Annotated in this window: 18 protein-coding genes and 1 rRNA gene; 5 read left to right on the forward strand and 14 right to left on the reverse strand. The window is 43.6% G+C overall.

Features of this window, described 5'->3' with window-relative positions; genetic code table 11:
* Nucleotides 1-11: 11 nt before the first annotated feature.
* The 5 genes from AAC855_RS08890 to AAC855_RS08910 all read right to left on the reverse strand — a co-directional run bounded on the left by AAC855_RS08890 (nt 12) and on the right by AAC855_RS08910 (nt 6823).
* The gene (locus tag AAC855_RS08890) at nt 12-974 is read right to left on the reverse strand and encodes a TauD/TfdA family dioxygenase (RefSeq protein ID WP_340609217.1); all 963 of its coding nucleotides are present in this window, start codon (nt 972-974) and stop codon (nt 12-14) included.
* A gap of 25 nt (nt 975-999) precedes the next feature.
* Nucleotides 1000-2172 carry a pyridoxal phosphate-dependent aminotransferase gene (locus tag AAC855_RS08895; RefSeq protein WP_340609218.1) on the reverse strand — a complete coding sequence of 391 codons (1173 nt, stop codon included), beginning with the start codon at nt 2170-2172 and terminating at the stop codon, nt 1000-1002.
* 73 nt (nt 2173-2245) lie between these two features.
* The gene (blsG, locus tag AAC855_RS08900; protein WP_340609219.1) at nt 2246-3427 is read right to left on the reverse strand and encodes an arginine 2,3-aminomutase; all 1182 of its coding nucleotides are present in this window, start codon (nt 3425-3427) and stop codon (nt 2246-2248) included.
* Nucleotides 3428-3883: 456 nt separating this feature from the next.
* Nucleotides 3884-5410: a p-aminobenzoyl-glutamate transporter gene (abgT, locus tag AAC855_RS08905; protein ID WP_340609220.1), complete on the reverse strand. Its 1527-nt coding sequence runs from the start codon at nt 5408-5410 to the stop codon at nt 3884-3886.
* 87 nt (nt 5411-5497) lie between these two features.
* Entirely contained in the window at nt 5498-6823 is a 1326-nt protein-coding gene (locus tag AAC855_RS08910; RefSeq protein ID WP_340609221.1) for a M20 family metallo-hydrolase, read from the reverse strand.
* Between the two features lie 129 nt (nt 6824-6952).
* Here AAC855_RS08910 and AAC855_RS08915 point away from each other — a divergent pair, with 129 nt between their 5' ends.
* Nucleotides 6953-7846 carry a LysR family transcriptional regulator gene (locus tag AAC855_RS08915; RefSeq protein ID WP_340609222.1) on the forward strand — a complete coding sequence of 298 codons (894 nt, stop codon included), beginning with the start codon at nt 6953-6955 and terminating at the stop codon, nt 7844-7846.
* Nucleotides 7847-7868: 22 nt separating this feature from the next.
* Here AAC855_RS08915 and AAC855_RS08920 read toward each other — a convergent pair whose 3' ends face one another.
* The 8 genes from AAC855_RS08920 to AAC855_RS08955 form a co-directional block, all read right to left on the reverse strand.
* Nucleotides 7869-8516 carry a Qnr family pentapeptide repeat protein gene (locus AAC855_RS08920; protein WP_340609223.1) on the reverse strand — a complete coding sequence of 216 codons (648 nt, stop codon included), beginning with the start codon at nt 8514-8516 and terminating at the stop codon, nt 7869-7871.
* Nucleotides 8517-8531: 15 nt separating this feature from the next.
* Nucleotides 8532-9272 carry a siderophore-iron reductase FhuF gene (fhuF, locus tag AAC855_RS08925; RefSeq protein ID WP_340609224.1) on the reverse strand — a complete coding sequence of 247 codons (741 nt, stop codon included), beginning with the start codon at nt 9270-9272 and terminating at the stop codon, nt 8532-8534.
* Between the two features lies 1 nt (nt 9273).
* The gene (locus AAC855_RS08930) at nt 9274-10089 is read right to left on the reverse strand and encodes an ABC transporter ATP-binding protein (protein ID WP_340609225.1); all 816 of its coding nucleotides are present in this window, start codon (nt 10087-10089) and stop codon (nt 9274-9276) included.
* On the reverse strand, nt 10089-11141 hold the full coding sequence (locus AAC855_RS08935; RefSeq protein ID WP_340609226.1) for a FecCD family ABC transporter permease: 1053 nt from the start codon (nt 11139-11141) through the stop codon (nt 10089-10091). The genes AAC855_RS08930 and AAC855_RS08935 overlap by 1 nt, the downstream gene beginning before the upstream one ends.
* A gap of 3 nt (nt 11142-11144) precedes the next feature.
* A complete protein-coding gene (locus AAC855_RS08940) occupies nt 11145-12155 on the reverse strand; it encodes a FecCD family ABC transporter permease (protein ID WP_340609227.1) in 1011 nt (336 codons plus the stop codon).
* Nucleotides 12142-13200, reverse strand: coding sequence for an iron-siderophore ABC transporter substrate-binding protein (locus AAC855_RS08945; RefSeq protein WP_340609228.1), 1059 nt, complete (start codon nt 13198-13200; stop codon nt 12142-12144). Before AAC855_RS08945 ends, AAC855_RS08940 begins: the two co-directional genes overlap by 14 nt.
* Nucleotides 13201-13220: 20 nt before the next feature.
* On the reverse strand, nt 13221-15470 hold the full coding sequence (locus tag AAC855_RS08950) for a TonB-dependent siderophore receptor (RefSeq protein ID WP_340609229.1): 2250 nt from the start codon (nt 15468-15470) through the stop codon (nt 13221-13223).
* A gap of 579 nt (nt 15471-16049) precedes the next feature.
* Nucleotides 16050-17069, reverse strand: coding sequence for a tRNA/rRNA methyltransferase (locus tag AAC855_RS08955; protein ID WP_340609230.1), 1020 nt, complete (start codon nt 17067-17069; stop codon nt 16050-16052).
* 134 nt (nt 17070-17203) lie between these two features.
* Here AAC855_RS08955 and AAC855_RS08960 point away from each other — a divergent pair, with 134 nt between their 5' ends.
* The 4 genes from AAC855_RS08960 (at nt 17204) to AAC855_RS08975 (ending at nt 22549) form a co-directional block, all read left to right on the forward strand.
* Nucleotides 17204-17881 (forward strand): tRNA-uridine aminocarboxypropyltransferase, encoded by a 678-nt coding sequence (locus AAC855_RS08960; RefSeq protein WP_340609231.1) that lies wholly within the window; start codon nt 17204-17206, stop codon nt 17879-17881.
* Between the two features lie 91 nt (nt 17882-17972).
* A complete protein-coding gene (locus tag AAC855_RS08965; RefSeq protein ID WP_340609232.1) occupies nt 17973-20615 on the forward strand; it encodes a bifunctional acetate--CoA ligase family protein/GNAT family N-acetyltransferase in 2643 nt (880 codons plus the stop codon).
* Between the two features lie 101 nt (nt 20616-20716).
* Nucleotides 20717-22072 carry a CDP-diacylglycerol--serine O-phosphatidyltransferase gene (gene pssA / locus AAC855_RS08970; protein WP_340609242.1) on the forward strand — a complete coding sequence of 452 codons (1356 nt, stop codon included), beginning with the start codon at nt 20717-20719 and terminating at the stop codon, nt 22070-22072.
* Nucleotides 22073-22192: 120 nt separating this feature from the next.
* On the forward strand, nt 22193-22549 hold the full coding sequence (locus tag AAC855_RS08975; protein WP_340609233.1) for a YfiM family lipoprotein: 357 nt from the start codon (nt 22193-22195) through the stop codon (nt 22547-22549).
* A 106-nt stretch (nt 22550-22655) separates the two neighbouring features.
* Here the strand turns inward: AAC855_RS08975 and rrf are convergent.
* Nucleotides 22656-22762, reverse strand: a 5S ribosomal RNA gene (gene rrf / locus AAC855_RS08980); the annotation flags it as partial.

Consider the following 22762-nt stretch of genomic DNA (forward strand, 5'->3'; position numbering starts at 1 on the left):
GAGGTAAAAATTTAAGGCAACACGTTGATGCGGTCGGGTAACGACAAGTGTTTAAAATCCCGTAATCTTGTTAAAATCTGGGTACGCTTTAACCAGCGATCAGTACCGTCATATCTGGGTTGGTACGCTTTGCGGCCATGAGCACAGCGGTAATTATCAATAAAGGCAATCTCACCGGGGCTTAAAACCAGATCAAATACCGAGGATTCAGCGAGTGCCTCCAGTTCAGCCACAGCCTCAAGTTCTTCGGTATCCAATGCAGCTTTATCCATATACAGAGGGTCATAGCGCATATGAATATGATCGCCGCTACCCGTCAGGATAGGGCAAACCGTATAATTTTCATCCCGCTCTTCTTTTGACAAACACGGACGATCGTTAAAAATACGGAATTTGTTTTTCTTGAGAATAGTGACGGTTTTTTCACTGAGTTTGGAAAAATCGGGAACTGATACGCTGGTGGGGATGCGGTAAATATTGCGAATACACATAAAACCGAGGTAATCCGCACGGTAGTCCAGCGAGGTATCTTCGGTATGCAGTAACAGATCTACAGAGCCTGTGCCTAATTGCTTTCCGGCATCTTGCTGGATTGGGAAAATCTCTTGTACCAGTTTTCCATCTTGTAAATCAGAAAAACCGACGACGTCACCGCATAAGCTCGACATCAAACAACAGTAGTAATCATAATGACCGTTCGTATTGGAAACATCCTTCCAATGGTTCGGCGTTGCCCCCATCGATTCAGACATATCGGGGTATCCCTTTATAACTACCAGCGGGTAACCTTGATGACGGAATTTTTTGACTTCAATACGTAATCGGGTAGGCAATGACTCGACCCACTCCGGCAAACTGCGAACAAACGCCTGATCATCAGTAGAGTGGTAACGTTTTTGTAAATTTCCGATGAGCGCCTGAATCTCATCAACTTCTGAATCAGACAGTTCAATGGAATATATCGCTTGGTTCATTATTGTTAATCCTTATGGTCATCAGTTAACGCAATACGTTTGCGATCCGTTCAAACCCCTGCTCAATGGCATCCATGGGCGCAGCAAAAGAAACTCGTACATGTCCACGATACAGACAGGCTTCTGCCGGGATCAGGGCAACCCCTGCATGAGTGAGCAGATATTCACAAAATTGAGTCGCATCATGACAACGGTCATTGAGGTATTTTTCAACATTGGGGAACAAGTAAAATGCGCCCGCAGGAAGCTCACACTCGAAAAGTTCGCGGGTATATCGATATGCCTGATCCCGGCGCTGTTTGAGTATCTCTAATCTTTCTTGATAAAAGTCTTTGGGCATTTCGAGCGAGGCAATTGCACCATACTGGGCAAAAGTGCAGACATTATCGGTCATATGACCATGCAGGTCAGAGACTCTGTTGATTAATTCAGGGTGAGCTATCATGTAACCAATACGGTAGCCCGTCATGGCAAAGCTTTTTGAAAATGTTTGCACCGTGATGATGTATTCATTGTCATCAATGGCAGCCAGACTATGATGTTCACCATCAAAGACAATTTGTTCATAAGCTTCATCTGATAGCATGAAGATCTGTTTTTCTTTGACGATTTGGCACAGGGTCTGTAATGCGGCTTTCGAGTAAACAGCACCGGTCGGATTATTCGGCGTATTAATAATGATAAGTTTGGTATTGTCGGTAATAGCCTGTTTTATTTTTTCGACATCCAGATCAACACCAATATTTTCAATTAATACCGCTTTCCCGCCAGCTAATTTAACCGCTTCAAGGTATGTTGCCCAACAGGGCACGGGAATAATGACTTCATCACCGGGATTAATGACTGTCTGTAAGATTTCATAAATAACTTGTTTGGAGCCATTGGTCACGATGACATTTTCAGGCGTCGCTTTAATCCGGTTATCTTCAAATACTTTCTGGCAGATCTTCTCTCTTAATTCAGGTTCACCATTGAGCCAGCTATACCGTGTTCTGCCATCTATCAATGCCCGAATGGTGTCATTAACAATCATGGCCCCGGTACTGAAATCCAGCTCACCTTCATTTAATCCAATAATATCACGGCCTTCACTTTTCAATTTGGCAACAATATCTGCCAGCCCTACTGTCACTGAGGCATTAATATTCTTTGCTCTGCCAGCAATGCGGGATGAAAAAGGATTCTCTTGTATCATCATGAATATCCCAGTTAATTACTATGAAATGATTAATCGTTCGTTTTAAAAACCGATAACCTTCAGATCGCTCTTTTTATAATTCGACAGTCTTCGAGGGAATAATTTCACTATTGCGATATTCAGCGGAATAATCATTCAAATCTGAGGGTGGCTTGATATATTCAGTAATATCTAAAGAATCCTGTTTATAATTCTTCGCTGTCACGCGACCGTCTTCATGAGCGGTGACATGTGCCCTGTTAACCGGTAATTTGCCTAATGTCGTTGTAACGACATACTGTGGCACACTAAAACCGGTCTCGAACCCGACCATCGCATCCATAATTTCCTGTCCCTTCTCCAGAGTGGTCATGAAGTGAGAAACACCGGATACATTATCGCAATGGTACAAGTAATACGGACGAACCCTGATCCTCAAGAGTGCTTTGAGCAGTGACCGCATTGTTTCTACATCATCGTTGATGCCTTTTAATAAAACGGACTGATTCTGCACAGGGATACCATGCCGTAGTAAACGATCACAGGCAGCGGCAGCTTCTTCGGTCACTTCTTTCGGGTGATTAAAATGTGTGTTAACCCAGATAGGATGGTATTTTTCCAACATCTGGCAGAATTTTTCTGTCACTCTTTGAGGAGCAAATACAGGATAACGGGTTCCGATACGGATAATATTAATGTGGCTGATACTTCTCAGTCTCTTAATAATCGCTTCAAGAAACTTGTCATAATGTATTAAGGGATCACCTCCCGTCAGCAGAACATCATCAATTTCGGGGTGGCTTTCAATATAAGCGAAGTCTTCTTCATAAGATGCGGCCAGATCCGAACCAAAATAGGTACCACTGACATCTGTGGTATGAAACTTTCGCGTACAATGACGGCAATAGACAGGGCAAGTATCCGAAACCAGCAAAACAATTCTATTCGGATATTTATGCACAACTCTGGCTGTTTTTAGGTTGGCTGTATCTCCTACCGGATCATTATCAGAGTTTTCCGCTACGTTCATTTCTCTTAAATGAGGAATAGTCTGTAACCGAATGGGGCAATTCTCATCATGTTTGTCCATAAGCGAGGCATAATACGGAGTGCTCTGCCACAGATATTTTCCTTTAACCGCTTCTATGGCTTTTCTTTCTCCGTCAGTTAATGCCACCCATTTTTCCAGCCCCTCAGATGTTTTAATTAAGTTACGTAACTGAAACTTGGGATCGTTCCACTCCTCGTCACTGAACGATTCTTTACTTAAGAACATACCACCTTCCTCATATACTTTTATATTCTTTATTAAGTGTGAGTCATGCTTCAAACCACGACAGTAAAAATTAGAAACAACCGTAATAAAATAGCTATCACATCGAAAATCAGCGGAATAACTCACAGAATGAATGCGGGCATAAATAATAATGAGTGTTTTGATAACGTCTGGATAGCATTTATTAACAACAACAGCGAGTAATATAAATAAACCCTGCAACATTGCAGACTTTAAAATATATCCCCCCATTAAAAATCAATCATACTTTCAAAAACAAACACGCCATTTAAAATAAAATGCCCTATATAAAATAAATAATTACTCTTAGCCTAATTCAGGAATAACAGGAATAAATAGATGGAAGGATTATTTTGCTGAGGATAAATGAGAGGACAAAGCCTCTCAAAGAAGATCAAATCATAAATAGGAATTCACAGGGTATAATATTAATCATTAATTCAATATTGGATAAATGCCCGGCCCGATGGGTAATCCGGCAAAATACCACCCGATAAGCAACAACATCCAGACGATAAAAAATACCAGAGGATAAGGCAGTACCAGCGTATAGTAAGTACCTAAGCGGGCATTTTTATAATAGCGCTGGAGAAACCCTAAGAAGAGAGGCAGAAAAGGTGACATTGGTGCTAAGGGGAATACAGCAGAGTCAGAAATACGGAAGATAATCTGCGCAAAAGCAGGATGAAAGCCAAGTAAAATAAACATCGGCACAAAGATAGGGGCAAGAATCGACCAAATAGCCGAACCACTCGCAATAAACATGCACAAAAAGGAAGATAAAAACATCAGTCCGATAAAGGCTGGCGCACCGGTCAGCCCCAACGTTTCCAGCAGGCCAGTGATCCCGATGGCCATAAATTTACCCATATGACTCCAATTAAAGAAAGCCACAAACTGAGCCAAAGGGAAAACCATCACAATGAAACCCGCCATGCTTTTCATCGGATCAACGAGCAACTCAGGAATATCATTAGGCGTTTTTATTTTTTGTGTAACAACACCATATGTAATCGAAACGACAAAGAAAAACAGAATAATCAGCGGCACAATCCCTTTTATAAAAGGTGACGGAAGGACTGAACCCGTCAGAGGGTCCCGCAACAGTGCATTTTCAGGCACCACCAACCCCCCAACAATACCGATGAAAATCAACGCAGACAGCCCGGACATTAACAACCCGCGATTTTGTTGTGCCGTGAGTTTTTCTAGTTTTTCCTCGGTATTCCCTTCCCAGACGGGTAAACGTGGTTCAATAAATTTATCCGTCAGAATTGCTCCCGCAATCGTCAGTACAATCACGGAGGTTGCCATAAAATACCAATTATCAATCACACTGACATGCAGATTAGGATCAAACATTTTAGCCGCTTCAGTGCTGATGCCAGACAGCAGAACATCGGTTGTGACAATCAGAAGATTTGCCGTAAATCCTGATCCTACACCCGCAATCGCAGCCAAGAGTCCTGCCACTGGATGTCGTCCAACAGCAATAAACATCAGTGCTCCCAACGGAGGCATCACAACAAGTGCAGCATCTGACGAGATATGGCTGAAAAAGGCGATAAATAACACGGCATAACTGGCATAACGTTTATTGATACCCGCCGCCATTTTATACATCAGAGCCTTTAACAAACCGACTTTTTCAGCCAACCCAGCGCCAATGACCAGCGCAAGAATGGCACCGAGTGGGGTAAAGCTACTGAAGTTTTTTACAATATTCGGCAGAATCCATTGTATTCCCTCAGCACTGAGTAAATTTTTAACCCTGACCATCTCTCCATCTATCGGGTTTTTTACCGCCAAATCAAACCAAGATAAAACAGCGGTCACAATCATTAACACGGCAATCAGATAAATAAATAAAACAAAAGGATTCGGAATTTTATTTCCTACTTTTTCAATCCACCCCAAAATATATCCCGGGCTCTTATTTACAGATAGAGAGGCCTGATTCATTGTTTTTCCTCTGCATTTGCTGACGTTGTGATGTTGTATGCGGTGATGGCTGGATGCAGGTTTACCCTGAACAGGAAAACCTAAGCGTTATTGATGGCGCTGAGTGTTAAAATCAGGTAGGTGAATGGTGATCATCGCCAGTGTTTTCACTGCAATTGCCAGTACATCTTCATTAAAATCAAACTGCCCATGATGATGACCTGCATTAAGTTCAGTACCGAAGATAAGGTAAGAAGCCAGACCGCCATTTGTTTTAACCCGCTCCATAAAATAAGTAGCATCTTCTGATCCTGCGGACTGATGACTGCTTTTAATAACAGATGAAAGCTCCGGAACGTACTGTTGAGCCTGCTGATAAATAAAATTGACCCATTCAGGGCTGGGTTTACTGCTTTTTGCGGCCCCCATTAGCTGTATTTCATACTCAATTCCCTGCATTTTTGCCGCACCTTCGATAACGCCAAGGGCTTTTCCGTAGATAAACTCGTTGATTTCATTCGTTTCACCACGGGTTTCTACTTTCATTAATGCGTAGTCAGGAATAACATTACGACCAATACCCGCCTGTAATACGCCAACATTAATACGCGAAATACCTTGGCTGTGAGGAGGGATCGCGTGTAGCCCTACAGTAGCCTGAGCCGCAGCCAACAACGCATTTTTCCCTTCCTCCGGCTTTCCGCCAGCATGAGAAGCAACCCCGCGATAAGTGACATCGATTTTGGTCGTTGCCAGAAAACTATCATTACCACAAACCAATTCCCCCATTGGAGTACCGAGGCCAATATGAATGGCGATAAAAAAATCGACATCATCGACAACTCCAGCTTCGACCATTGATTTTGCACCTCTTGTCCCTTCTTCTGCCGGCTGAAATATCAGTTTGATTTTCCCCGTGAGACGATCCTCATATTGCTTCAATATATGAGCAAGCCCCAGCCCGATAGCCGTATGACCATCATGACCACAGGCATGCATCATATGTGCATTACAGGAAGAAAAATCTTCAGCATAAGGGCGATGAACATGGGTCTGATCCTCATTCAGATCAAGTGCATCCATATCCACCCGAAATGCCAGTGTCGGGCCAGCCTTTCCGGTATCCAGTGTTGCTACGATGCCGGTAAAGCCACCAGAAAAATGCGGCAACCATTCCACCCGCGCACCCTGTTTAATGGCACGCTGTTCTTGCTCCTGCAATGCCTGTACTGAAGGCAGCCCCATTCTTGCATCGGCTTTAATCACCTCTTTCCCCATTTTCAGGCTATAACCTAACCGGTGTAACTCATCAGCAACAAGGGTTGCGGTTCTGAATTCAAACCAGCCTGACTCAGCGAAATGGTGAAAATCACGCCGCCAGTTTTGTAGTTGTCCGGCGATTTGCCGAATAGATTCATTCAATAAAGTGTGCATATTATGTTCTCTTTTAGTTATCACATCAGTGGCCTGTTTTTAGTTAATGTAGACAAGAAGTGCAGCTTAAATCAGATACAATTAACTTCATCTATATAACTAATCGTTATCGCAAAAGAGAAAATAGGGATGCCAATAAAACTCAATCAGTTACGGGCTTTTGTTGAAATTAGCCGCTATGGCAGTATTCGTGCTGCAAGCCGAACCTTATCACTTTCTCAACCCGCTTTGACAAAATCGGTTCGTGAATTGGAGGATTCACTAGGGGCAAAATTATTTATACGCAGTAATCAGGGAATTCATTTAACGGAGTGCGGGCAAAGTTTTTTATCACGTGCCAGCTTGATACTTGAAGAATTGAGAGTTGCTCAGGAAGATATTCAGCAGCGTATTGGCTTACTTGGTGGTGTCATCAATATTGGCGTTGCGGGTTGCATTGTCCGCACTATCATGCCAAAAATCATTACACAATTTCATCGCAGTTATCCCACCGTCAAATTACGTATTGTTGAAGGGCAGTTACTGGCTATGTTGCCCCAACTCAGGCAGGGTGAACTGGATTTCTCTGTGAATACTTATTATCCCGACAGCGCAGATGCAGACCTCAGCTTTGAGAAGTTGATGGAAAAAGAGTACAAAGTGATTGTGCGTAAAGGGCATCCCAAACAGCATGCGACTTCTTTAGAAGAGCTCTCTGATTGCGACTGGACCATGCCAACGCCAAAAGGCACTTATTATCGCCAGTTGTTTGAAAGGCTTTCATTAATGGAGAGGCCTCCGGTCTTCAGCGTCACATGTGAAACATTGATGTCCTGTATGAGCCTCGTTGCCAAAAGTGATTTTGTGACTATTGTTGCTGTCGATTTAGCAGATGATGCACTGTTTCATCAGCAGTTTGTCGCCTTAGATCTTAAAGAGCCGCTTCCATTAGCCATGTTTTGTCTGATCCGCCGCAAAGATACCAATTTAACCCCTGCCGGAGAGCATTTAGCCAGACTGTTTCGGATGTATTGCCGTGATTGACTGCCTGACATGCTTCCTGCAACTAACCAATGACCACAACGCCGAGCTGTTCCATAATTTCTGCAACCTGTGAGGCTTCTAGTTTAACCCCCTGAAAATCCACCCGCCGTATATCAATTTCACCCAACGTAGAATTGGTCAAATCACAATGAGTAAAGTTTGCTGCATACCAATCAAAAGCGGTAAATTCCCCTCCAGACAGATCTGAGCCACTGAAGGTTGCCCCTAAAATATGAGTACCATGCCACCGGTTTTCCCATAATTCACATTTTTCAAGTACCACATCAGAAAAATTGGCATAGCTTAAGTTACTTTTGGTGATATAAGCTGAACAAAACCGAATTGTGGGACTGATGATATTCATAAAACTCACGCCACGAAAATCAGCACCTTGCAACCGACATCCACAAATTTCTATCCCCAGTGCATTGGCATATCTGAAATCTACCATCGATAAGTCACAATTTTTAAAACTGGCATCTTTCAAAATAGCGTGTTTAAAATTGCAGCTTAGCTGGTCTTTAGATTCATAAAATAAGCAATCAATAAACTGGCTGTCCGTTAAATCAGCATATGAAAAATCACAATGAAAGAAATGCGTATTTTTAATCACCTGACCACGAAATTGATCTTTTTCAATCCGTTTTTCACGGAGATGGGTTACTTGCATAGCTCCTCCAATTTATTAACCAATTTCCAGTGGGCAGTCACGACAATTCCCTACTCCCGGTAATTTATTCCGTTGGCAACAACAGCGGCGCTGTATAATATCATTTCTCAATATCACGGTACGATATAATGGGTTATCTCTGCCATCGGGTAATTTCGCTTCAAAGAAAAGATTATTGACCAATATTTCATATTGTTCATCACTCATTCTTTCTTTGAAATTACTTAAGTACCAATACATCACATAACCAATATTATTCCATAGCAAACGCCCATTAATCCCTTTGTAAGATTCAATTTTTTCACAGACCGGAATAATATGGCGATCCAATAAAGCATAGTAGCGATCCAGTAGGGATATAGGTTCATCCATCCAGGTTAATTGATAGTAAACCATATTAGGCCGGCCGCTTTCATGAAATTCAACCTGAAAAAGATTATAATCAGCATCTGCTGCTTGAGGGTATTCCAGCAATATTAGCATCATCGGCGGAACAACTATGCCAAAATACCACTGCGCCCATAAAGAATAAAGCCCTTTACTATTTGGCTTCTGATCACTCTTTGCATAATATTCATTCTGGTAACGTTGCATTAATGGTAAAAATTCTTTTTCATCCGACCATTGGTGAAATACCATGCTGCCTTCTGGAATATTTTCCGCATTCACTTTCATCGATGAATTAAAATGGCTGAATGCACTGTCGAATAAATTGACAATATTATTAACCTCTATTTCTGACGTTATCTGAGTCATTCTACCCCCTTCCATTATATCTCGGAATAATTAATGGCTTATCCGATTCAGGATCACGGATAATACGACATGCCAGACCAAATACATCGACAATGCTCTGCTCCGTGATAATTTCTTCAGGTTTCCCTTCCGCATAAATATGGCCACTCTTCATCATAATTAATCGGGTGGCATAGCGCAGTGCTAAATTAATATCGTGTAAAACCAATACCAATGTTTTTCCCTGCTGATGTAAGCGTTGGCATAAATCAAGCATTTCGATCTGATGGGAAATATCCAGATAAGTCGTCGGCTCATCCAACAGAATAATCGGCGTTTGCTGTGCCAGTGTCATGGCAAACCATGCCCGCTGACGCTGGCCTCCTGAAAGTTCGCTGACAAATTTTTCCGACATATCCCATAAATCGACAGCCTGTAAGGCTTCTCTGACAATGCGTTCATCAGCTTCTGACCATTGCCGCAGGAAAGTCTGATAAGCATAGCGACCACGGGAAACAAGGTCATAAATCGTCAACGCTTCCGCCACAACGGCCCCTTGCGTTAACAGTGACAATTCACGTGCAACTGCTTTTGGTTTATAGCGATGGATATTTATTCCATCGAGTTGAATTTCTCCGTATTGTGGCTGCATACTTCGGCTGATCGCCCGCAGCAACGTCGATTTTCCACACCCATTAGGGCCAATAATGACGCTGAATTCGTTATCGTGGATTGCAAGGTTAATATCTTCAATAATCGTTTTTTTACCGTATGCCAGTGAAAGATTTCGGGCTTTAAGCCGCGAAGTCACTACTGAGGAATTGACGTCCGATGGCATTATTGTGTTCTCCTTAATTCGGCATACAGTAAATACATCAAGTAAATTCCCCCAATCACCGCAGTCACTACCCCCACAGGCAAACGTGCCGGAGTTGGTAAGATTAGGGTAATAAAATCAGACAGCAGCATCAGTAAAGCCCCAACCAAAGCTGAGCAAAATAATGCAGCACCTTTCGCATGGACTAATCGGCGGGCAATTTGTGGTGCAGAAAGGGCAATAAAAGAAATAGGGCCAACCACTAATACCGACATTGCAGCGAAAATGACAGCCAGTAATATACTAATAATCTGGATAAGGCGTACGGGTACACCCAATGTATTGGCAATATCATGACCAAAATGGGTATAGCGTAATTGCCTGCCCAGCCAAAATAAAACAGGAGTAAAAACAACCAACCCACTGATAAGTGCCACATCCTGCCATCCCCTGCTGGCAAGGCTGCCACTCAGTAATGCACGTATTTGCTGGGCCTGTTCAGCACGAATATTTGCAACGGCAAAGTCAACCATTGCCATGCAAAATGCGGCAATGGCGATGCCGGATATCACAATTTTCCCTGTCTGCATTCTGTCCATTCCAGCACCATTGCCGAGATAAACCAGCAATACTGCAAGTCCGGCACCTGATATTGCTCCTACCGAGGTTGGCAATACATCAGGCCAGACAAGCAACGCAACCATAATCCCCAGTGCAGCACCCGCATTGATACCAATGATGTCCGGGCTGCCAAGTGTGTTACGGGTCGTCAACTGAAAAAGCGCTCCCGAAAGTGCCAGAGCCATACCGGCCCCTATTGCTAACAACGCTCTGGGTAAGCGGATTTGCAATAAAATAAATTCCTGATAGGGGTTTCCTACCCCCAGAAAAGGGTTATCCATTCCTTCCCTACCCGATGATAATGTCAGATAGAAAATCACCACCAGCAACAGCAGAATGAGCATGATTACCTTACTCGTGTGCCATGATGGACTGATGAATATGGCTCTTCCCAATGAGAAAGTTCTGACAGCTTGTTGTCTTATTGGTTGCGGTGAATAAATCTGAGTCATGCTCTATTCCACCATGATTTTTTGTGTCCGGTTTTTAGCAACCAGATAAAGCAACGGAGCTCCAATACAGGCGGTGATAATGCCGACCATGATCTCTTCCGGCGCGATCAGTAGGCGCCCTACAACATCCGATATCAATAGCAGGCAAGGGCCGGCAAACAAGCAGTAAGGCAATAGCCAGCGAAAATCGCTGCCCACCCATGCCCGCATCAGATGTGGTGCAGCCAGACCAATAAAAGCAATTGGGCCAGCCATTGCTGTCGCGCCGGCCGCCAACATCGTGGCGCTTAATAGTGACAGAATACGGGTACGGGCAACGTTAGCACCGAGCGCGCCTGCAATTGCCTCCCCAAACACCATGACATTTAATGAAGCACTGAGTGAAAGCGTCAATACAACCGCCATCAGCAGATAAGGTATCAGTAAACTGACCTCATTCAGCGACATCGCACTCAGTGAACCCACTGTCCAGAAACGGTAGCTGTCCATTACCTGTGCGTTTATCAATACCACTCCCTGTACTACAGCAAACAGGCAGGCGTTAATCGCCGCCCCCGTCAGAACCAGCCGGACAGGGTTAGTATTACGGGCACCGCCACTGAGTAAATAGAATAATAAGGTTGATAAACCCGCACCAATAAATGCGCTCCAAAAACGGGAGAATTCCTCTAGCGCCGGAATGAAAGAGCAAAAAACCACGGTAGCCGCTGCTCCTGCATTGATGCCTAATAATCCCGGATCCCCCAACGGATTGCGCAGCAAGCCCTGAGTGACTGCTCCGGCGAGAGCCAGTGCAGCTCCGGCCATCAGGCCGATAAGAGTACGCGGCTCACGGGCATTGATGACTAAATCATAATAACTGCCCTGATCTCCCTGCCAGTAATGCAGCCAGACTGCTGACATTGGTATTGATTTCGATCCCAGACTCAGGCTGGCAACAATACAAAGGCAGGTCAGCAAAGCCATCAATACCAAACCCAATATACGCACCTTACGCCGTTTAGGGTTTTTCATGTTTTGCTATCTCCTGCTTCAGCAATGGCATAAATTTGGGTAACCCCCAACGCAAGCTCAGTGGTGAGCCATAAGACATCGACATCACAATAGATTGATCGGTCAGTGGAATATATCCTCCCTGACGAACCGCCCTGATTGAACAAAACAAAGGTTGTGCTTCTGTCTGCTGCCGTTCTTTTTCACTGCTATACCAAGTCACCAGAATATCGGCACCATTAAGCAAGTCTGCATTTTCCAAACCGATGTTGGCTGTAAAACTGCCAAAAGGAGCTGTCAGGGAATCAGCCAGTGGAAGTAAGGACAAACCGAGATGCATAAGGGTATCTACGCGTGGATCATTTTTGACATAGATGGATAAGGTGTTACCGGTTGTTCCTGCTTTGATATAAGCAAACGAATAACGAGCTATATCAGGGATCGTACTTCCTGCCTGAGTCAGAATCGTATCCAGTTCGGTACTGAGCTTTTCTCCCTGTGGTATTTTATCCAGCGCACGAGCCACCAGCGCGATCTGTTGCCGGGGAGTCGTCTGCCACGGTTTACGCGGATAAGCAACGACAGGCACAAAATGAGACAGATGATCATAATTTTCCTGTGTGATACCTGATTGTGTTGCCAGAACCAGATCCGGTTTTAATTTGATGATCTTCTCAATATCCAGCTCCGGATACATTTCGATAACTGCGGGGAGTTTTGCTCCGCGTCGCTCTACTTCCTCCCTGAACCAAGGCAAATATCCGTCCACATCGCCCCCCCAGCGGTGCGATTCAACACCGACGGGAATAATGCCAAGATCTAATAAAATATCTTCCGTACCCGTCCCCAGTGCAACAATGCGCTGCGCTGGCTGGTTAATTACCGCAGTTCCCAATTCAGTCGTAATCGTCTTAGGATAGCCCGTGGTATTTTCCTGTAACGCGCCTGCTGGGGTTGGCTTATCACAACCTGCCAATAAACCGGCCAGCAGTACCCACGGCACAGCGACCCATATTCTGTAATGTGTGCATATTTTCTGTATCAACATTAATGGATAAAGATGCATCGCCGCTGTCCGTTAATCAGTTAAAACTTATAACGTAAAGTCGCTGAGACATTACGTGGTTCACCATAGTAGTACTGGGTGTAGCTACCAAATGAGGTGTAGTATTTTTTGTCGAACAGATTATTCAGGTTAACAGACAGGGAAATATCCGGAGTAAAATGGTAGCGGCCCATCAAATCAACCGTGGTAAAGCTACGTTGCCCATCTTCACGTACGCCGTCTGGGCTATTAAGCTCCAACCGTGTTTTCCCCTGCCAATTAACACCACCACCAAGAGTCAGGTCGCTCAGAGCATCAGGTAAGGTATAAGTCGTGAACAGTTTGAACAAACGGTTTGGTTTATCGGTATTGGTACGTTTACCGTCTGGCAGTGTCGCGCGGAACTGGGTATATCCAGCGTAAATACGCCAGTTATCGGTAATCTGACCACTGACTTCAGATTCAAAACCACGGGTTTTGACTTTATTAACGACAGAATAAACCACCGAGTTCTTTGGAATAGCCGGATGTCTCTGTGGGGAACTATCACGGATCGTATAATTATTTTGATGGATTTCGAAAACCGACAGCGAGTAATCAAGGCCGTTATCAAAAGCAACGCCTTTCAGACCTAACTCGTAATTTTCTCCGGTAACTGGCTTCAGCAGGTGATTATCACGGTTAATCCGGCCTTCCGGCTCAAAAATCTTGGTATAACTGCCATAGACCGAGAAATCTGAAGTGATGTTGTATACCAATCCACCATATGGCAAAAATTGATTATTGTAGGTGCCATTCTGTGGTGTACCAAAATTATCACCACGGGTTTTCCAGTTTGTGATACGTCCACCAAGAATCAGTGTTAATGGATCGGCTAATGATAGCTGAGTAACCGCATAACCCGCTGTTTGTTCAATATAGCCATCAGAGCCCATTGAACGATTTTTACTCCACATTGGTTCAGGATAACCCCATGATGATTTAGTAAAATCACCTAAATAACTACAATTATTCCATTTTCCTGTTCTCTTTTGATCATCTGAATCTGGATTTCCCTCAAGCATACATGAGGCATTATAGTAATCATTCTGGAAGTTCTGTTTTTGGTAGTTCAAACCAAAACTAGCGTGATGAAGACGCCCCAGTAACCCATAATTACCGTTTACTTGTAAATCGACGTTGCGCTGATGGCGAGTTCCATCGATTAGGGTCATACTCCCCGGATACATTCCCTCATTCGTTACCCGATCAGGAAACCCCGTTGCCCACAATACTTTTTGATCAAGGGCATTGTTGTCATAGGTGAAAGAGCCTTTTACACTCCAGCCATTATTAAATTTATGCTGCAAACTGGTAAAAACAGAGGATGAACGGACTTTTGAAAATGCCCAATCCGGTGCATAACTGTTACTACGCTTATAATCAGTTTTGCTGCCATCTTTAAAATAAATCGGCAAACCACCGGACATTCCACCACGGGTATGGTTAACCTGATAATCAGCCCCAATGGTTAGCAGAGTGTTGTCTGTCAAATCAGCTTCAATAATGCCGTAGAAGGGGTATTTCTCGTGTTTGTCTCGATCAATAAAAGAGTTGGAACGCTGGTAAGCGGTGACAAAACGGCCTCTGACTGTGCCGTTTTCATTTAACGAACTGGAAAGATCAAGGCCTGTTCGCCATTTATCCCGGGAACCGCCTTCCAAAGTCACTTCACCACGGAATTCTTTGGTTGGGCGTTTACGGATCACATTCACTGCCGCAGATGGAGTACCCGGCCCCACCATCAAACCCGCCGCACCACGCACAACTTCCAGACGGTCAAACATGATGGTATCCATCAGGTTATCACCGTAATTAAAGCGAATGTCGTAAAAGGTTGGTACGCCATCACGCAACATATTTCTGACCGTCATTCCCCTTGACGAAAAGGTAAAGCGATCGCTGTCAGCCTGATTCACTGTCATGCCTGTTATGCTGCCAATGGCACTTTTCACACTGTCCAGATTCTCATCTATCATCAGTTGCTTAGTCATCACACTGACACTTTGTGGCGTTTCTCGTGCAGATAAATTCAGGCCGGTTGATGTCACCATTGAAGTCGTATTGTACATTTCGCTGTCTTCAGTAACACCTTCATGCCCCGGAGTGCCTGCTGTTACGATAATTTTATCATCCTTCCCATGCTCTTCTTCCGCTATTGCTATATTGTTCCCTGTAATCAGTAGCGGGATTAAGACTGAAAGTAATTTTTTCTTGGTTAAACGATTACGGTGCAAAATTGTGTGATTCACTCTTTTTGTCCTGTTATCAAAATGATTTTTTATTATGTTTTCTTCAATTTTTTGTTTATTTTTCTGAACGGTAACCGTTTATTTTCCTTAGAGAATTCAGGAAATAAATTCAGCTTCGGTGTGCAGCAGGATCATTTAATAAAGTCTTTCATTCGTATCCATCACCACAAATTGTACTCATGAGAAGCACATTTTTATTTTAGCGAATAATAATTAAAATCATTATCATTAACAACCGTATTAACGTAATGACTTTATACATAACGCATTTCAGGATAAATTACGGCGACCGGGGATGATTGGGATAAGCAGCCTGAGCTAGCAAAAAGGCAACTCGAAAGACAAAGGAAATGGATAAAGTTAGGTTAGAAAATATCACATAAGGGAGAGAAATAAATTTCACAATTGAATCATTTTACAAAAAATTAATATTTATAATATTAAAACCAAATTATTCCGCTTGAGGTGATTTATTAAATTTAATTGTGGTGAGTTATTTATTTTCTTTATCAAAAAATAAGGCACTGATTGAAAATTCAGCGCCTTATTTATCAAAGAAATTATATTCTTGGTTAAAAATCAGATTTTATTCTGACGCCACCATTCCGCCAGCATAACCCCTGTTGCGACAGAAACGTTCAGGCTTTCGACCCGACCAGTACCACCAATCGAAAGACGAATATCACCATCTTCCCAGACGCTGTCACTCAGGCCGTCGCCTTCCTGCCCCAGTACCAGAACCATTTTTTCAGGAAGTTTAGCTTCTGCCAGTTTTGTACTTCCTTTATGGCTTGATGTGGTCACAATGGTATAACCTGCATCACGGAATTGACTCAGCGCGGTGGTGAAACCGTCAGCATCAATACCTTTAACGTGTTCAGCACCCCCTTCCGCGGTACGGACTGCCGCACCGGATTCCAGCATTGCCGTATCCTGCAATATCACACCCTGTACGCCAAAATGAGCACAGCTACGCATGATTGCACCGAGGTTATGTGGATTACCGACATTTTCTAATGCCAATACGCAATCTTTTGCCGGAGCCTGTTGCAGATAGGTCTCAGCATTCAGGCCATTACGTTTTTTAATCAGAAAACAAACGCCGCCATGATGCTCCGTACCGGATGCTTTAGCTAATTCTTCATCATCCACTACATGGTAAGCCTTACGGTTTGCAGCCATCCATTTCAGTGCATCACGGAAACGGGGGGTTACTGACTGGACAAACCATGCTCTTACAATTGCATCAGGGCGATTCTGGAACATTGCCTGACAAGCGTTTTCGCCATAGATCCGGGTCTCTTCCAGTCTCTGACGACGAAGTTGTTCAGGGTCGATATGGCTTCTGCCACTAATGCCGCCATGATCAGGTGTCGACTTTTCATCTGGCGAGCGGGAAACGGTTTTCCATGGGGAACGCTCTTTTGCTTGCTCAGGACGATCATTGTCGTAACGTCTGCCGCCCTGTTCGCGTCCTTTACCGGACGGACGTTTATTGTTGTTACGACGATCGTTATTATTACGGCTGTCATTGTTGCCCTCACTACGGACATACATTACTTTGACTTTGCCACTCTTACCACTATAGGAATCGTTCATCTATTTCTCCAACTTCTCTATGGCGCGCAGATTACCCGATGTTCGCGTCCGAAGCTACCTCTGGCAACGACAATCAATTAAAATATCCGTCAATTTTCTTCTGACTTTGTACATGAGCATTTCTGAGTTCTTAAATGAGAAATAACAACGCCGTTTATCAGCTTCGCCAGCACCGTCTTGCGCGTTCTACCCGCCCTTTTCAAGCAAGAGGCTGTCGGGTTCAACGTTGTACCTACTGTTTATTACCCCAAAAAAGATGTCTGTGTGAAAATATTTCACCCACAAAAGCTACCAGCCGTTTTTGCCTTATTATGTTTGATACTGAGCCAATGAAGCCCAGTAATACAGGAAAGTTAATTGCAGATGTTCTGCCTGATACACAGGCATTTCTGTGGTCAAGAACTGAGCCTGATCAAAGAATGCTTGATGTATTACGTGATCCGAGCCGACAACCTTATCTGATTTTTCCTGATAGCTACGCCACGCCATCACGTACTGTTTATCAGCAACTGCCAGACACGCAAAAAGCGCCCTTGTTCATTATATTGGATGGTACTTGGCCTGAAGCAAGAAAAATGTTTCGCAAAAGCCCATATCTGGATGATATTCCTTTGTTATCAATCAATAGCATTGCCAAAATCGACTATTTACTGCGAATGCCATCAAGGGAAGAACAACACTGTACTGCTGAGGTTGCTGCCGCAGCGCTAGAGTTAGCCAGTGATTTTGAAGCATCCCAACAATTATTGAACCATTTCAATCATTTTCGGGAACAATATCTGGCTGGGAAATCAAATCATCCAGCGGTATAAATCACAGTAATTCTTGTGGATCACGGCTAAAGTTATTCATGGTAATTGCTTAACTAATGATGATTGACGTGATCTTAACAAGGAGCGAAAAATGAGCCAGCGTGGACTTGAAGCCCTACTACACCCCAAATCCATTGCCGTTATCGGAGCTTCCGAGAAACCAGAAAAAGCCAGTTCGCTCCTGATGCGGAATTTGTTAGCCGGAAATTTTACCGGCCCTATCCTGCCCGTCACACCCAATAAAAGTTCTGTTCTCGGTGTGCTGGCTTATTCTTCTATCGAAAAACTCCCTTTAACGCCCGATTTAGCGGTTATTTGTACCCATCACAGCCGTAATTTATCATTATTAGCCCAATTGACCGAGCTGGGATGTACAACCGTTATCATTCTTTCATCCCATCCCTCCCAGTTTGCTGAACTGAAACAATACAGTCAGAAACATCATATCCGCATTCTCGGGCCTAACAGCCTCGGTATTCTGGCCCCGTGGATCGGGCTGAATGCCAGTTTCTCACCTATTCCGATTCTGAAGGGTAAACTGGCTTTTATTTCACAATCAGCCGCAATATCCAACACGATTCTGGACTGGGCAAACCATCGCAATATCGGTTTTTCGTATTTCATTGCACTGGGGGATAGCGTTGATATAGATATCGATGATCTACTGGATTTTTTAGCGCGAGATAGTAAAACCAGTGCAATCCTTCTGCATTTAGAACATATCAGTGATGCCCGACGGTTCCTTTCCGCTTCACGCAGCGCGTCACGCAATAAGCCAATTCTGGTCGTCAAAAGCAGCCGTACCCGTAAGGCACAGCAGTTACTGGGAGAACAGCAAAATTTTGATGTCGCTTATGATGCAGCCATTCAAAGAGCCGGATTGTTACGCGTACAGGATACTCATGAAATGTTTTCTGCCGTCGAGACACTGAGCTTTATGCGTCCACTACGTGGAGAACGCCTGTTAATTGTCAGTAATGGTACAGCTCCAGCCGCTATGGCACTGGATGAACTCATCAGAAGAACCGGTAAATTAGCTGACTTAGAGGAAGAAACGGTTGCTAAATTGCTCAGTGTACTACCAGATGTACAAATCTTACAAAACCCTCTGGATCTCGGTGATGCTTCGTCAACGACACAATATATTGACGCGCTGAAAATACTGTTAGATAGCCGTAGCTATGACGCCTTATTGTTAATTCATTCTCCCTGTGCAATTTCCCACAGTATGCAAACAGCCGTAAACGTGATTCGGACTATAAAAGAACATCCCCGTGGAAAATGGCTGACAATATTCACGAATTGGTGTGGGGAATATTCTTCACAGGAAGTCAGGCGGTTATTCAGCGAAGCGGGGATCCCGACCTACCGTACCCCGGAAGGAGCGGTCACCGCATTTATGCATATGGTAGAATATCGCCGTAATCAGAAACAACTCAAAGAAACACCTGCCCTGCCAATTGGGATTACTTCAAATACGGCTCACGCCCATGATTGCATCCAACAGGCACTTAATAAAGGTAATACCCAGTTAGATACTCATGAAGTCCATTCTATTCTTGAAGCCTATGGACTAAATACGTTGCCAACATGGATAGCACATTCCAGTGATGATGCCGTCAATATTGCAGAAAAAATTGGTTATCCTGTGGCCCTGAAACTTCGCTCACCTGATATTCCTCATAAATCAGAAGTACAGGGTGTCATGCTTTATCTTCGTACTGCGGAAGAAGTGAAAACCGCAGCTCAGGCCATTGTTGATCGCGTAAAACAAAATTTTCCGCAAGCCAGAATTGAAGGCTTATTGGTGCAGAATATGGCAAACCGTGCCGGTGCGCAGGAGTTGAGAATTGCCATTGAGCAGGATGAAGTTTTTGGCCCTTTAATTATGCTTGGAGAAGGCGGAATAGATTGGGTTAATGAAACGCAGGCGGCGGTTGCTCTGCCACCACTTAATATGGCTTTGGCCCGTTATCTGGTCATCCAGGCAATTAAGAGCGGTAAAATAAAATCCGGAGCATCGTTGCAGCCTCTCGATATTCCCTCACTTAGCCAACTGCTGGTGCGGGTCTCTAATTTGCTGATCGATTGCCCCCAAATCACCCGTCTGAATATTCATCCATTACTGGCTTCGGGAAGTGAATTTACACTTTTGGATGTCACAATGGAATTAACTCCAATCACTGGCGATCCCCGCAGTCGACTGGCAATTCGGCCTTATCCTAATGAACTGGAAGAAACTATCTATATCAAAGATGATTTTACCTGTTTACTGCGCCCGATCCTGCCGGAAGATGAACCTCTACTAAAAGAGTTCATTGAGCAGGTGACAAAAGAAGATCTTTATTATCGTTATTTTAGTGAAATCAACGAATTCACTCATGATGATCTCGCCAATATGACTCAGATTGACTATGACCGTGAAATGGCTTTTGTCGCGATACGTTACCCGACAACAAAACCAGAGATTATCGGTGTCGCACGTGCTATGGTTGATCCCGATAATATCGAAGCAGAATTTGCTGTATTGGTGCGATCGGATCTGAAAGGGATCACGTTAGGATCTCAGCTTATGGCTAAACTCATTCATTACGCCAAAGAACATGGCATTCAGGTCTTAACTGCGATAACAATGCCAGAAAACCGCAATATGATCAGGCTGGCTAAAAAATTAGGATTTACCATCGATATCCAGTTAGAAGAAGGTATCGTTAATCTTGTTTTAAAACTTTAGCCACAATTGACGGAACTAGTGGTATCATCGCCAGATCATTTTGATTCACACATTTACGATGGAATTCTAACCATCCAAACTAAGAGAAAAATCGCACTGTGATGTTGTCTAAATTTAAACAAGCAAAACACCAACAACACCTTGCACAACTGCCTAAATTACCACAGTCAGTTGCTGACATTGAAACCCTTTATCAATCTGAAGAGTTTCGCAGCACACTGTTGGAACGCATTGCAGGCGCCAAAAAGCATATTTATATCGCCGCATTATATTTAGAACATGACGATGCCGGACAAGATATTTTAACGGCGTTATATGAAGCGCAGCAAAAACGGCCTGAGCTGGATATCAAAATTCTGGTCGACTGGCATCGCGCACAACGCGGCCGTATTGGCGCACAAGCAGCTGCAACAAATGCAGACTGGTATTGCTCTATGGCTGAAAAATACCCGAATGCCCATATCTCCATTCTCGGCGTCCCCGTCAATACCCGCGAGGCGCTAGGTGTCTTACACTTAAAGGGTTTTATCTTTGACGATACGGTGATTTACAGTGGTGCCAGTATTAATAATGTCTATCTGCACCGCCATGAAAAGTATCGCTATGATCGTTATCACTTACTGCATAATGCGAAGCTCGCAGCTATCATGAAGCAGTATATAGATGACAGCATTATTTCTGATAAAGCCGTCAATAATCTGGCCTGCCCAAACCGCCCTCGTAGCCTTGAAATAAAGAATTGTATCAGACAATTCCGGAGCCACTTACGCGGTGCAACATATCATGTTGAAAATCAGGCTTCAAATGAAGAACTAGCAGTCACTCCGCTTGTTGGATTAGGCAAAAAAAATCCGCTGAATAAAACTATTTGCCACCTTATCGCCAGCACCGAGGAGAAGTTAGTCATCTGTACTCCTTACTTTAATTTACCGGCAGTACTGGTGCGTTCTATCTCAAGGTTATTGCGACAAGGAAAACAGGTTGAAATTATCATTGGCGACAAAACAGCTAATGATTTTTATATCCCACCCGAAGAACCGTTCAAGATTATCGGGGCCTTGCCTTATCTCTATGAGATTAACTTGCGTCGTTTCGCCAGTCGATTGCAACACTTTATCGATAGCCAGCAACTGACTATCCGGCTGTGGAAAGATGAAGATAATAGCTATCACTTAAAAGGCGTCTGGGTCGATAATAAATGGCAGTTGATCACCGGTAATAATCTCAATCCGCGAGCGTGGGGACTGGATTTAGAAAATGCGATCCTTATTCACGATCCGCATAAAGAAATGCAAGAGCAACGCTCTTTAGAGCTGAATTCTATTCGCACTCATACAACGGTTATTACTAATTATCAGGAATTGGATAGCATACAGCTCTATCCCGTTAAAGTTCGCAAATTAATACGCCGTTTACGTCGTATCCGTGTTGACCGCCTGATCAGCAGAATATTGTAAACATAGATAAATATTTACCTATTCATTAATCCTCTCTTGTTATAACAAGAGAGGATTTTTTGTGTCTTATTTATCAAAACGCTATTATTTATTAAATTATTAATAATGGCGAAAAATAAGATGAAAAAGGCCGGAAGAAATAAACTAGTAAATATATTAATAGCAATATCCCTCCTATCTACAACTACCGCATGTACTAATATTCGTCAGGCAAATGATACCTGGACCGGTAAGGATAAAGCCCAGCACTTTTTATTTTCTGCTGCTATAGCCGCTGCTGGTAACGCTTATGGCGATCACCAGAACTGGAAACATCGTGAGAGTGTTCAATTTGGTTTATTACTATCGATTGGGCTTGGTGCAGCAAAAGAACTTTATGATAGTCGCCCCACTGGAACAGGCTGGAGTTGGCAGGATTTTGTTTACGATGTAGCTGGGGCAGTGACAGGTTATAGTCTTTATCAGTATTTAAAATAATCCGATAACTCTATCCGTAAACTGGTTTTTCCCTCTAAAAATGAATTCTATATTCCAGTAACGCAAAAAAGCCATCCGTTAAGGATGGCTTCTCTGTCAAAGTGATGTCTGGCAGTTCCCTACTCTCACATGGGGAGACCCCACACTACCATCGGCGCTACGGCGTTTCACTGCTGAGTTCGGCATGGGGTCAGGTGGGACCACCGCGCTATT

This window comes from Xenorhabdus bharatensis (genome assembly GCF_037996705.1).
Taxonomy (GTDB): Bacteria; Pseudomonadota; Gammaproteobacteria; order Enterobacterales; family Enterobacteriaceae; genus Xenorhabdus; species Xenorhabdus bharatensis.